This is a genomic window from Streptomyces sp. BoleA5, assembly GCF_000373665.1.
GTDB lineage: Bacteria > Actinomycetota > Actinomycetes > Streptomycetales > Streptomycetaceae > Actinacidiphila.
The window spans coordinates 20,320-33,038 of record NZ_KB892133.1 but is presented as its reverse complement, the minus strand read 5'-3'; the positions used below and the strand labels follow the sequence as shown (position 1 = coordinate 33,038).

Genomic DNA, 12,719 nt, shown 5'->3' with positions numbered 1-12,719 from the left:
GCGTATTCGGCTACATGCCCGCGACTGACGACGGCCCGGAGACGGCCCGAGCCGTCTGACAGCTTTCTGACCTGCGGTTTTCTCAGTAGCCGAAGTCCTGCGTCCACCAGGGGCCGCCCTCGCCGAGGACCGCACCGACGCCGATCTTCTTGAAGTCGCAGTTGAGGATGTTGGCGCGGTGCCCCTCGCTGTTCATCCAGGCGTCCATGACCTCCTCGGGCGTGGCCTGGCCGCGGGCGATGTTCTCGCCGCCGAGGTTCTTGATGCCCGCCTGGGCGGCGCGGTCCCAGGGGTCGTCGCCGTCGGGGTCGGAGTGGTCGAAGAAGCCCCGGGCGGCCATGTCGGCGCTGAAGTCGGAGGCGAGCTCGGAGAGCTTCTTGTCGGCGTGCAGCGGCTGGCAGCCGGCGGTGGCCCGGACGGTGTTCACCAGGGCCAGGACGGAGGTCTCGACGACGCTCTGGTCGCCGTCCTGCACCTCCTCGCCGCCGCCCGGCACGAGGGTGGCCGCGGGCGGGGCCGGGACGCCGGTGGGCGTGGCGGACGCCGAGGGCTGCGGCGCGGCGGGAGTGGCCGCGTTCTGCTCCGGGGCCGAGGCCGGGGCGGAGGGGGTCGGCGTCGCCGCGGTCGCGGGCGCCGACGGGGCCGCGGGCGGCGCAGTCGTACGGGCGTCGCCGCGGCTGGCGGGGGCCGAGGTGTCGCGGTCGGCCGGTACGGCGCCGACGTCCTGCGGGCTCGTGGTGTTCGGCAGCCCGGCGGCCTGGACCTGACCGGGAGCGTCGTCGTGGTACGCGAACCCGCCGGAACCGTCCGGCGAGGGCAGCAGCCCGCTGGAGACGCCGATCGCGCCGACCGCCAGCGCGGCGGACGAGGCCAGCAGCCCGGTGCGCACCGGGTTCTGCTTGCGCCGCCGGGCCCTGTTGGTCTGCCCGCGGTGGCGCGGTGCCTCCGAGAACGGCGCCGGCTCGGAGGCTGTACGGCTGTGGCGGCCCATCCGGTGCAGTCCTTTATGTCGGCGGTTGTTCACCCGAACGGGTGAGTCCTGTTGCGGCGCGACTGTACCGAAAGACGGGCGGGGCCGGTGTGAACCCTGTGCAACTGGGGGGTTAGCGTGCTTCCATGAACGACGCTGTCCGACTGACGGCCTGGGTGCGAGGTCGAGTACACCAAGTGGGTTTCCGCTGGTGGACGCGGGCGAACGCACTGGAGATCGGTGGGCTCGACGGCTATGTGAGCAATCTCTCGGACGGGCGCGTGCAGATCGTGGCCGAAGGGGACCGGTCGCACTGCGACCGGCTGCTCGACTGGCTGCGGACCGGCGACACGCCCGGACGCGTCGACGGCGTCACCGAGATCTGGGGCGAGCCGCGCGGTGGCTACGAGGGCTTCGCGATCCGCTGAGCCACCGTCCGGCGCACCGTGCCGTCCTCGCAGGTGAGGGGCGAGGTCACAGATCGCCGGCAATCTCACCTGGCAAGAGCGCCAAGGAGGTTGCCATTTCGCGCAGTGCGTGGAAGGCTGCCGACATCGAGGACGCGGTGATCTTCGGGGAGTGATCGATGGCCCCGTCCTCCAGCCATGCGGGACGCCCGCGGCGCCTTTCTCGCGCCGTGTTTTCTTAGGCGTACCCGACGAGCGGGCTGTGATCGTGTTGACCGTCCAACCATTTGGTGAGACGCTGGAAGCCCCGCGCACCGCAGCTGTAGGCATGGCAAAGGGCAGCTTCGGCGCACACGGCGCGGGTGCCTATAACCCCTCACAAACGACCCACACCGCTCCCCGGTCGGTCACTCAGCGTGGAGGACCATCCATCATGGCAAAGGCGCTTCTCGGTTACGTCGGCGGCCCCGACCCTCGACTCCTCGCCGAGATGCGAAGGCTGCAGCAGCGCGTCCAGGACCTGGAAACCGAACTCGTACGGATCCAGGCCGAGAACGACACGCTGGCCGCCGCCTCGCGCGAGCTCGTCGACGTACCTCACGCGGAGCCGGTTCTCGCCTGATCCGGCCTTTCGGCCGATCAAGTGGAAACGACTCCGTTTGGGAATGTGCAAGGGACGCCCCGGCGTCCCTTCGTCGTTTTCCGCCCCGTTGCCCTCCCATGATCTCCGCCCTTGCATTGCATGTGCCCCCCGCATTCCTCGGTGAAACCGAGAGCGGGAGGTAGAGTCCAGCGGCGTGCACCTCAAGAGCCTGACCCTGCGCGGGTTCAAGTCATTCGCCTCGGCGACGACGCTGCAGTTCGAACCGGGAATCACCTGCGTCGTCGGCCCGAACGGTTCCGGCAAGTCCAACGTCGTGGACGCGCTGTCCTGGGTCATGGGCGAACAGGGCGCCAAGTCGCTGCGCGGCGGCAAGATGGAGGACGTCATCTTCGCCGGCACGACGGGGCGGCCGCCGCTCGGCCGTGCCGAGGTGTCGCTCACGATCGACAACGGCGACGGTGCCCTCCCGATCGAATACGCCGAGGTCACCATCACGCGGATCATGTTCCGCAATGGCGGCAGCGAATACCAGATCAACGGGGACACCTGCCGGTTGCTGGACATCCAGGAACTGCTCTCCGACTCCGGTATCGGCCGCGAAATGCACGTCATCGTCGGTCAGGGACAACTGGATTCGGTCCTGCACGCGGATCCGATGGGCCGTCGCGCCTTCATCGAGGAGGCGGCCGGCGTCCTCAAGCACCGTAAGCGCAAGGAAAAGGCGCTGCGCAAGCTGGACGCCATGCAGGCCAACCTGGCCCGCGTCCAGGACCTGACCGGTGAGCTGCGACGCCAGCTCAAGCCGCTGGGACGGCAGGCACAGGTGGCACGCCGGGCGGTGGTCATCCAGGCGGACCTGCGCGACGCCCGGCTGCGGCTGCTCGCCGACGACCTGGTCACCCTGCGGGAGGCACTGCGCGCCGAGGTCGCCGACGAGGCGGCGCTCAAGGAGCGCCGCGACGCCGTCGAGACGGACCTCGCCGCCGCCGTGCAACGGGAGGCGCGGCTGGAGGAGCAGGTCAGGGAGCTGGCCCCGCGGCTGGCCGACGCCCGTGCCACCTGGTACGGGCTGTCGCAGCTGGCCGAGCGGGTCCGGGGCACCATCGGCCTGGCCGAGCAGCGCGTACGGCACGCCACCGCCCAGCCCGCGGAGGAACGGCGCGGCCGAGACCCGGAGGAGATGGAGCGCGAGGCAGCCCGCATCCGCGAGCAGGAGGCGGAACTCACCGACGCGCTGGAGGCCGCGCAGCGCGCCCTGGACGACACGGTCGACCACCGCGCGGAACTGGAACGCCGCCTGGCCGAGGAGGACAAGGCCCTCAAGGCCGCCGCCCGCGCCATCGCCGACCGCCGCGAGGGGCTGGCCCGGCTGCACGGCCAGGTCAACGCCGCCCGCTCCAAGGCCGGATCCGCCGAGGCCGAGATCGGCCGGCTGACCGCCGCCCGCGACGAGGCGCGTGAGCGCGCCGAGTCAGCGCAGGAGGAGTACGAGGAACTCCGCGCCCGGGTCGAGGACCTGGACGCCGACGACTCCGAGCTCGACGAGCGCCTCGAGGCCGCCAAGGACGAGCAGGCCCGCGCCGACGAGGCCCACTCCGCCGCCCGCGAGGCCGCCACCGCCGCCGAGCGCCGGCGTGCCGCCCTCGCCGCCCGCCACGACGCCCTCGCACTCGGCCTGCGCCGCAAGGACGGCACCGGAGCCCTGCTCGCCGCGGGCGACCGCCTGTCCGGGCTGCTCGGTCCCGCCGCCGAACTCCTCACCGTCGCCCCGGGCCACGAGGTGCCGGTGGCCGCCGCGCTGGGCGCCGCCGCCGACGCCGTGGCCGTATCCGGACCGTCGGCAGCCGCCGAGGCGCTGCGGCTGCTGCGCAAGGACGACGCGGGCCGCGCCGCGCTGCTCGTCGCCGGTGACTCCGTCCCGCAGGAGGCCGCCGAGGTGCCCGCGGGCGTGCGCGCGGCGGCCGCGCTCGTCGGCGGTCCCGACGAACTGCTCCCGGCCGTGCGCCGTCTGCTGCGGGACTACGTCGTCGTGGAGAGCCTCGCCGACGCCGAGTCACTGGTCGCCGCCCACCCGCGGCTGACCGCGGTGACCGCGGAAGGCGACGTCCTCGGCGCCCACTTCGCCCACGGCGGCTCGGCCGGAGCCCCCAGCCTGCTGGAGGTCCAGGCAGCCGTCGACGAGGCCGCCGCGGAGCTGGAGGCCCTGGCCGGTCGCTGCGAGGCGCTCGCGGAGGAGCAGGCGGCGGCCAGGGAACGCAGGTCGGCCGCCGCCCGGGTGGTGGACGAGCTGACGCAGCGTCGCCGGGCCGCGGAGAAGGAGAAGTCGGCCGTGGCCCAGCAGCTGGGCCGGCTGGGCGGGCAGGCGCGTGCCGCCGCGGGGGAGGCGGAACGTTCTGCCGCCGCCGTGGGCCGCGCCGAGGAGTCGCTGGCCGCCGCCATGGAGGAGTTCGAGGAGCTCTCCTTCCGGCTGAGCGAGGCGGAGGCCGCCCCCGCGGACGAGGAGCCGGACACTTCCGTGCGGGACCGGCTCGCCGCCGACGGCGCCAACGCCCGCCAGACGGAGATGGAGGCGCGGCTCCAGGTCCGTACCCACGAGGAGCGGGTCAAGGGCCTGGCCGGCCGCGCCGACGGCCTGGACCGCGCCGCCCGCGCCGAGCGCGAGGCCAGGGCGCGGGCCGCCCGCCGCAAGGCACGTCTGGAGTACGAGGCGCGGGTCGCCTCCGCGGTGCTGAAGGGCGCGCAGGGCCTGCTGGCGTACGTCCAGGTCTCGCTGGGGCGTGCGGACGAGGAGCGGGGAGCGGCCGAGCGGGCCAAGGCCGAGCGCGAGGCGGAGCTGGACACCGCCCGCCGCCGGGGCCGGGAGCTCAAGTCCGAACTGGACCGGCTGACCGACTCCGTCCACAAGGGCGAGGTGCTCGGCGCGGAGAAGAGGATGAGGACCGAGCAGCTGGAGAGCAAGGCGCTGGAGGAGTACGGCGTCGAGCCCGCGGGCCTGGTCGCGGAGTACGGGCCGGACCAGCTCGTGCCGCCGTCCCCGCCCGCCGAGGGCGAGGAGCTGCCGGAGGACCCGGAGCACCCGCGCAACAGGCCGCGCCCCTACCACCGGGGCGAGCAGGAGAAGCGGCTGAAGGCCGCGGAGAAGGCGTACCAGCAGTTGGGCAAGGTCAACCCGCTGGCGCTGGAGGAGTTCGCGGCGCTGGAGGAGCGGCACAAGTTCCTCTCGGAGCAGCTGGAGGACCTGCGGAAGACCCGGGCCGACCTCCTCCAGGTGATCAAGGAGGTCGACGAGCGGGTCGAGCAGGTCTTCACCTCCGCCTACCACGACACCGCGCGGGAGTTCGAGGGCGTGTTCTCCCGGCTCTTCCCCGGCGGCGACGGCCGGCTGATCCTGACGGACCCCGAGAACATGCTCACCACCGGTGTGGAGGTGGAGGCCCGTCCGCCGGGCAAGAAGGTCAAGCGGTTGTCGCTGCTGTCGGGCGGCGAGCGCTCGCTGACCGCGGTGGCGCTGCTGGTGTCGATCTTCAAGGCCCGGCCGAGCCCGTTCTACGTGATGGACGAGGTCGAGGCCGCGCTGGACGACACCAACCTGCAGCGGCTCATCGGCATCATGCGGGAGCTGCAGGAGAGCTCCCAGCTGATCGTCATCACCCACCAGAAGCGGACCATGGAGGTCGCCGACGCGCTGTACGGCGTGTCCATGCAGGGCGACGGCGTGTCGAAGGTCATCAGCCAGCGCCTCACGTCCTGACCGCCCGTCCGGGCCGCGTCAGTCCTTGAGCCGGGGCAGCACCTGCCGCGCGAACAGGCGCAGGCTCCGCCAGCCCTCCTCCACCGGCATCCCCCCGCACAGCGGGTGCAGCACGAGGGCGGCGGCCGGGTCGGTTCCCGCCTCCGCGAAGGCGACGCACTCGTCGGGGGTGACCACGCGGTAGACCCCCTCGCGGCGCAGTTCCTCCGGGGAGGCCGCCGTGGAGCGCACCGCGGAGCGGATGCCGGCGGACTGCCACGAGGCGTAGGTGGCGGCCTCGTGGAACAGGTGCCGCCCGTACTCGGCCCAGGCGCGGTCGGGGTCCTCGGACAGGTGGAGCAGCGGCACCTGCGGTGGGGGCATCAGGCACCAGCCCTCCGTGCCGTGCTCGGCGAGCTGCTCCCGGTAGTAGGCCTCCAGCTCCGGCAGGTGGGCGCTGGGGAAGAACGGCAGTCCGAACCGCGCCGCCCGGCGCGCCGCGGCGCGCGAGCTGCCGCCGACGATCAGCAGCGGGTGCGGGGAGCTGTGGGGGCGGGGTGTGACGCGCACGGTCCGGCCGCGGAAGACGAAGGGCTCACCGGTCCAGGCCTTCAGGAGCGTGTCCAGCAGTTGGTCCTGGAGGGCGCCGCGCCGGTGCCAGTCGACCCCGAGGGCCGCGTACTCCTCGGGGCGGTAGCCGGTGCCCGCGACGGTGACCAGCCGTCCGCCTCCGACGTGGTCGAGCACCGCGAGGTCCTCCGCCAGCCGCAGCGGGTCGTACAGCGGCCCGATCAGGGCGGAGACGGTGACCGCGAACCTGCGGGTCGCGCCGAGGACGGCCCCCGCGAAGGTGAGCGGCGAGGGCAGCCAGCCGTCGGGGGAGCCGTGGTGCTCCTCGGTCTGGACGGTGGCGACGCCGTGCTCGTCGGCGTACGCGGCCATGTCCAGGGCCGCCCGGTAGCGGTGGCCGAGCGCCCCGGGCGAGGCCGCGGGGTCGACGAGGTTGAAGCGTACGACAGTGGCGGGCATGCGCCGACGTTAGCTGACGAATCGTCAGATGAACAGAGTCGCGGACGCCCGCCGGGTGGCTCCCGGGAGGGCGGGCCGCGTGACCGATACTGGACGGGTTATGGAAACCGTCATTCTTGCCGTAGTCATCGCCCTGGTCGTGATCCTGGCGGCCGGCGGGCTGGTGGTGGGCAGCCGCCGCAGGAAGCAGCTGCCCCCCGCGCCGCCCACCGAGCAGCCGACGATCACCGCGCCTCCCGCCGAACCGCACATCGGCGACGAGGCCGAGGCCCCGCGGGACGAACCCCGCCGGACCATCGAAGAGGTCGAGCTCCCCGAGTCGGAAGACGCCTCAGCAGGCGGCGTCCTCGTCGAGGAGCGTCCGGCCGCCCCCGAGATCGAGCGGCCCGAGCCCACCGCCGGCCGTCTGGTGCGGCTGCGCTCGCGCCTCTCGCGCTCGCAGAACGCGCTCGGCAAGGGGCTGCTCACCCTGCTCTCGCGCGAGCACCTCGACGAGGACACCTGGGAGGAGGTCGAGGACACCCTGCTCACCGCGGACGTCGGTGTCGCCCCCACCCAGGAGCTGGTGGAGCGGCTGCGCACCCGGGTGAAGGTGCTCGGCACGCGCAGCCCCGCGGACCTGCGGCAGCTGCTGCGCGAGGAACTGCTCACCCTGGTCCGCACGGACCTGGACCGCACGCTCCACACGGACGGGCTGCCGAACGCGGACGGTGCCGACCAGCCGGCGGTGCTGATGGTCGTCGGCGTCAACGGCACCGGCAAGACCACCACCACCGGCAAACTCGCCCGGGTCCTGGTGGCCGACGGCCGCAGCGTCGTGCTCGGCGCCGCCGACACCTTCCGTGCCGCGGCCGCGGACCAGCTGCAGACCTGGGGCGAGCGGGTCGGCGCCCGCACCGTGCGCGGGCCCGAGGGCGGCGACCCGGCGTCGGTCGCCTTCGACGCGGTCAAGGAGGGCATCGCCGAGGGCGCGGACGTCGTGCTCATCGACACCGCCGGCCGGCTGCACACCAAGACCGGCCTGATGGACGAGCTCGGCAAGGTCAAGCGCGTCGTCGAGAAGCACGGCCCGGTGGACGAGGTCCTGCTCGTCCTGGACGCCACGACGGGCCAGAACGGCCTGGTGCAGGCCCGGGTCTTCGCCGAGGTCGTCGACATCACCGGCATCGTGCTCACCAAGCTCGACGGCACCGCCAAGGGCGGCATCGTCGTCGCCGTCCAGCGCGAGCTGGGCGTCCCGGTCAAGCTGATCGGCCTGGGTGAGGGAGCGGACGACCTCGCGCCGTTCGAGCCCGAGGCCTTCGTGGACGCGCTGATCGGCTCGTAGCCGGCGGCATCCGCGGACGGGCAGCGGAGCAACGGACAAGGGGCGCACTCCCGGGAGTGCGCCCCTTCTCCGTTGCTCACGCGTAGGCGCGGTCCCGGTGGCAGACGTACGCCAGCGTGCCGAGCAGCAGCCGGGCCTCCGGGGGCTGGCGGGCGGCGTCCAGCGCCGGCGGCCGCAGCCAGCGGACCGGGCCGAGGCCGCCGAGGTCGGAGGGGGGAGCGGTCACATGGTCGCCCGGCCCGAGGCAGCGCAGGTCGAGGTCGGCGTCGTCCCAGCCCATGCGGTACAGCAGATGCGGGAGCTCGGCTGCGGCACCCGGCGCGACGAAGAACTGCGCCCGGCCGTCCGGGGTGGCGACGACCGGGCCGAGACGCAGCCCCATCCGCTCCAGGCGCACCAGAGCGCGCACGCCGGATCGTTCCGCCACGTCGATCACGTCGAAGGTGCGCCCCACGGGAAGCATCAGCGCCGCGCCCGGCACGCGCTCCCAGGCGGCCGCGGCCTCCTCGAGGGTCGCCCCGGCCGGCACCTCGCCGGCGAACTCCAGCGGGTGGGCGCCCGGCGTCCCGCACCCCGGGTCGCCGCAGGAGCACTGCCCGCCCCCGCGCGTGGCGCGCGCACCCGGCGCCACCGCCCATCCGCACAACCCGGTGTACTCCGCCACGGTGGTGCACGCCGAGGCGTGCGTCCGGCGGCGCGCGCCGGAGCGGATGTGTCGCATCTCCCGCATGCTGCCGATCGTGAAGCCCATGACACCCCCAACGGGTCGCAGTTGCCGATGGTTACGCCCGTGCCTGATCGGCATGTGTCAAGTGAATCGCTCCGCGTCCACATGTAGTTCATTCGAAGGGGTGGCGAATGGTGGCGTTTTCGCTGGAGGCATCGCCGGATGGGTGATCGTAGGATTACTTTCGGTTTGCAAGCCCCGGAAGTGTGCGGGCCGGCGGGTATGCCGGAGGCAAGACTCGTAGGACACTGAGGCACATGGGGGCCAGGCAGGCAACAGCCCTCATCCCCGGTGGTGTTGGGCGACGGAATGGGGGCGTCACGGTGGGCGGCACACAGGACAAGCAGCCCAACGCGCAGTTGACCTCTTGGTTTGTGCGCAGTGGCTGGTCCAAGGGCGAACTCGCCCGCCAGGTGAACCGCAGAGCTCGCCAGATGGGGGCGCTGCACGTCAGCACGGACACCTCGCGGGTGCGCCGCTGGCTGGACGGCGAGCAGCCGCGGGAACCGATCCCGCGCATCCTGTCCGAGCTGTTCTCCGAACGCTTCGGCACCGTCGTCCCGGTGGAGGACCTGGGGCTGCGTCCCGCCCACCAGCCGCCCGCCTCGACCGGAGTGGACCTGCCGTGGGCGGGGCCGCAGACGGTCCAGATGATCAACGAGTTCTCCCGCAGCGACCTGATGCTCGGCCGCCGCGGCTTCCTCGGGACCTCCCTGGCGCTGGCCGCCGGCCCCGCCCTCGTCGAGCCGATGCAGCGCTGGCTGGTGCCCACCCCCGCCTCCGGCGCCGACGTCCCGCCGCCGCGCGACTCCCGCGCCAGGGCCCGGCTCTCCGAGCCCGAACTGGAGCTGCTGGAGGCCACCACGGTGATGTTCCGGCAGTGGGACAACCAGTGCGGCGGCGGCCTGCGCCGCAAGGCGGTGGTGGGCCAGCTGCACGAGGTCACCGACCTGCTCCAGGAGTCCCATCCGCAGTCCGTCGCCAAGCGGCTCTACCGCGTCACCGCCGAGCTCGCGGCGCTCGCCGGCTGGATGTCGTACGACGTCGGCCTGCACCCCACCGCGCAGAAGTACCTGGTCCTGGCCCTGCACGCGGCCAAGGAGGCCGACGACCGCCCGCTGGGCGCCTTCGTCCTGTCCAGCATGAGCCGCCAGATGATCCACCTGGACCGCCCCGACGACGCACTGGAACTCATCCACCTGGCGCAGTACGGCAGCAGGGACAGCGCGAGCGCCACCACCCAGGCGATGCTGTACGCGATGGAGGCCCGCGCCTACGCCAACATGGGGCAGGTCAGCAAGTGCCACCGCGCCGTGCGGATGGCGGAGGACTCCTACACCGACTCCCGGCCCGCCGAGGATCCGGACTGGATCGGCTTCTTCAACGAGGCCGAGCTCAACGCCGAGAACGCCCACTCCTACCGGGACCTGGCCTACGTGGCCGGCCGCAGCCCCACGTACGCCTCACTGGCCCACCCGGTGATGCAGCGGGCCGTCGACCTCTTCGCGCGGGACAGCGTCCACCAGCGCGCCTACGCCCTCAACCTGATCGGCATGGCCACCGTGCACCTGCTGCAGCGCAGCCCGGAGGAGGCAGCGGGCCTCACCGTCCAGGCGATCGACGTCGCCAAGCACGTGCGCTCCGAGCGGGTGAACACCCGTATCCGCAAGACCGCCGACAGCGCCCTGCGCGACTTCGGCCAGGTCGCCGAGGTCGCCCAGCTCAGCGAGCGCCTCGCCGCCGACCTCCCCGAGGTCGCCGAGACCGCCTGAACCGGCGGTCCGCCCCTCACCCCGGCCGCGGCCGGCCATCCCGACAGCCCGACTCGGCTCCCCCATGCCAGGTCAACCGGGTGGCTCGCCGCGGCCGGTCCTCGTTCACCGGCGCGCCCCTTCGACGGCGTGGCGAGGTTTGTACACCCCGGCCCGCGCGGCACGTATACAGCTCGGCGGCCCGTCCGAGGGGTCGCGGCGTCATGACGGCGGCGTCATGGCGGCGCCCGCTGGGGCGGCGGTTCATCGCGACGTAACACGGACGACTTCTTCGTCACGGTGACGAAACACCCGATGGCGTCGACGGAAACCCGGCTGGGACAACCTCATGGCGAAAACCGGCCCACCGAGCCCGCATCCCGCACGGGCCGTTCGGATGACGAGGAGACGCCGATGGCAGCAGGCTTTTTGACGCTTGCCGCAGACACGCCCACGCTCGACAGCGGTAGCACGGCGTTCATGCTGCTGAGCGCGGCACTGGTGCTCGTGATGACCCCCGGCCTGGCCTTCTTCTACGGGGGCATGGTCCGGGTCAAGAGCGTCCTGAACATGCTGATGATGAGCTTCATCGCCATCGGCATCGTCACGGTGCTCTGGACGCTCTACGGCTTCAGCGTCGCGTTCGACTCCGGGAACGCCTTCTTCGGCGGCTTCGAGTGGGCCGGCATGCGCAACATCGGGATCGCCCAGCTGTGGGACGGCTACACCATCCCGGTGTACGTCTTCGCCGTCTTCCAGCTGATGTTCGCGATCATCACACCCGCCCTGATCAGCGGTGCCCTGGCGGACCGGGTGAAGTTCACCGCCTGGTCGCTCTTCGTGGCCCTGTGGGCGACGGTCGTGTACTTCCCGGTCGCCCACATGGTCTGGGCGTCCGACGGCTTCCTGTTCACCCGCGGCGTGATCGACTTCGCCGGCGGAACCGCGGTGCACATCAACGCCGGTGCCGCGGCGCTCGGCGTGATCCTCGTCATCCGCAAGCGCGTGGGCTTCAAGAAGGACCCGTTCCGGCCGCACAACCTGCCGCTGGTCATGCTCGGCGCCGGTCTGCTGTGGTTCGGCTGGTTCGGCTTCAACGCCGGCTCCTGGCTCGCCTCCGACGGCGTCGCGGCCGTGGCCTTCACCAACACCCAGGTCGCCACCGCCTCCGCGATGCTCGGCTGGCTCGCCTACGAGAAGATCAAGCACGGCTCCTTCACCACCCTGGGCGCCGCCTCCGGCGCCGTCGCCGGCCTGGTCGCCATCACCCCGGCCTGCGGATCGGTCAGCCCGCTCGGTGCCATCGCCGTCGGTGTCATCGCCGGTGTGGGCTGCGCCGCCGCGGTCGGCCTGAAGTACCGGTTCGGCTTCGACGACTCCCTCGACGTGGTCGGCGTCCACATGGTCGGCGGCATCATCGGCTCGCTGCTCATCGGCTTCTTCGCCACCGGCGGGGTCGGCCAGACGGCCAAGGGCGTGTTCTACGGCGGCGGCTTCGACCAGCTGTGGAAGCAGTTCCTCGGCGTCGGTGTGGTCCTGGCCTACTCGCTGGTCGCGTCGGCGATCCTTGCCAAGCTCATCGACCTGGTGATCGGATTCACCGTCAGCGAGGACACCGAGGTCGCGGGCATCGACCAGGCCGAGCACGCGGAGACCGGCTACGACTTCGCGGGCGTGGCCGGCGCGGTCCGCTCCGCCCTCTCCTCCCTGGACAGCAGCAGTGGCACCGGCACCCAGGTGACCGACGCCCCGTCGAAGAAGGTGGACGCGTGAAGCTCATCACCGCGGTCGTGAAGCCGCACCGGCTGGACGAGATCAAGGAGGCCCTGCAGGCCTTCGGCGTCCAGGGTCTGACGGTCACCGAGGCCAGCGGCTACGGCCGCCAGCGGGGTCACACCGAGGTGTACCGCGGCGCCGAGTACACCGTCGACCTCGTGCCCAAGATCCGCATCGAGGTGCTCGTCGAGGACGGCGACGCCGACCAGTTGATCGACGTCATCGTCAAGGCGGCCCGCACCGGCAAGATCGGTGACGGCAAGGTCTGGAGCATCCCGGTCGAGACCGCCGTACGGGTCCGGACCGGGGAGCGCGGCCCGGACGCACTCTGAGGACGCGGGGGCGCGGCCGGGACACCGGCCGCGCCCCTTCGCGCCACCGAAACCGAGCAGTTCCAC

The 12,719-nt window shown here is 72.4% G+C and carries 10 protein-coding genes; 7 read left to right on the top strand and 3 right to left on the bottom strand.

Features of this window, described 5'->3' with window-relative positions:
• Window positions 1-82: 82 nt before the first annotated feature.
• Window positions 83-991 carry a CAP domain-containing protein gene (locus B085_RS0133510; protein WP_018562976.1) on the bottom strand — a complete coding sequence of 303 codons (909 nt, stop codon included), beginning with the start codon at window positions 989-991 and terminating at the stop codon, window positions 83-85.
• 125 nt (window positions 992-1,116) lie between these two features.
• Between B085_RS0133510 and B085_RS0133505 the strand changes: the two genes are divergently transcribed.
• From B085_RS0133505 to smc, 3 genes are all read left to right on the top strand, one after another.
• A complete protein-coding gene (locus B085_RS0133505) occupies window positions 1,117-1,398 on the top strand; it encodes an acylphosphatase (protein WP_026251710.1) in 282 nt (93 codons plus the stop codon).
• A 412-nt stretch (window positions 1,399-1,810) separates the two neighbouring features.
• Window positions 1,811-1,999, top strand: coding sequence for a hypothetical protein (locus B085_RS0133500; RefSeq protein WP_018562974.1), 189 nt, complete (start codon window positions 1,811-1,813; stop codon window positions 1,997-1,999).
• Between the two features lie 175 nt (window positions 2,000-2,174).
• Complete coding sequence (gene smc / locus B085_RS0133495) at window positions 2,175-5,732, top strand: chromosome segregation protein SMC (RefSeq protein ID WP_018562973.1); 3,558 nt, start codon at window positions 2,175-2,177, stop codon at window positions 5,730-5,732.
• Between the two features lie 18 nt (window positions 5,733-5,750).
• Here smc and B085_RS0133490 read toward each other — a convergent pair whose 3' ends face one another.
• Complete coding sequence (locus tag B085_RS0133490; RefSeq protein ID WP_018562972.1) at window positions 5,751-6,740, bottom strand: LLM class flavin-dependent oxidoreductase; 990 nt, start codon at window positions 6,738-6,740, stop codon at window positions 5,751-5,753.
• A gap of 100 nt (window positions 6,741-6,840) precedes the next feature.
• Between B085_RS0133490 and ftsY the strand changes: the two genes are divergently transcribed.
• A complete protein-coding gene (gene ftsY / locus B085_RS0133485; protein WP_018562971.1) occupies window positions 6,841-8,067 on the top strand; it encodes a signal recognition particle-docking protein FtsY in 1,227 nt (408 codons plus the stop codon).
• A 76-nt stretch (window positions 8,068-8,143) separates the two neighbouring features.
• Here ftsY and B085_RS0133480 read toward each other — a convergent pair whose 3' ends face one another.
• Window positions 8,144-8,818, bottom strand: a complete 675-nt coding sequence (locus B085_RS0133480; RefSeq protein ID WP_018562970.1) for a bifunctional DNA primase/polymerase — start codon at window positions 8,816-8,818, stop codon at window positions 8,144-8,146.
• 233 nt (window positions 8,819-9,051) lie between these two features.
• On the opposite strand from B085_RS0133480, the gene B085_RS0133475 reads away from it, so the two are divergent.
• The 3 genes from B085_RS0133475 (at window position 9,052) to B085_RS0133465 (ending at window position 12,653) form a co-directional block, all read left to right on the top strand.
• Window positions 9,052-10,566 carry a hypothetical protein gene (locus B085_RS0133475; RefSeq protein ID WP_078620190.1) on the top strand — a complete coding sequence of 505 codons (1,515 nt, stop codon included), beginning with the start codon at window positions 9,052-9,054 and terminating at the stop codon, window positions 10,564-10,566.
• Window positions 10,567-10,959: 393 nt separating this feature from the next.
• The gene (locus B085_RS0133470) at window positions 10,960-12,318 is read left to right on the top strand and encodes an ammonium transporter (protein WP_026251708.1); all 1,359 of its coding nucleotides are present in this window, start codon (window positions 10,960-10,962) and stop codon (window positions 12,316-12,318) included.
• Window positions 12,315-12,653: a P-II family nitrogen regulator gene (locus B085_RS0133465; RefSeq protein ID WP_018562967.1), complete on the top strand. Its 339-nt coding sequence runs from the start codon at window positions 12,315-12,317 to the stop codon at window positions 12,651-12,653. Before B085_RS0133470 ends, B085_RS0133465 begins: the two co-directional genes overlap by 4 nt.
• The last annotated feature ends 66 nt before the right edge of the window (window positions 12,654-12,719 follow it).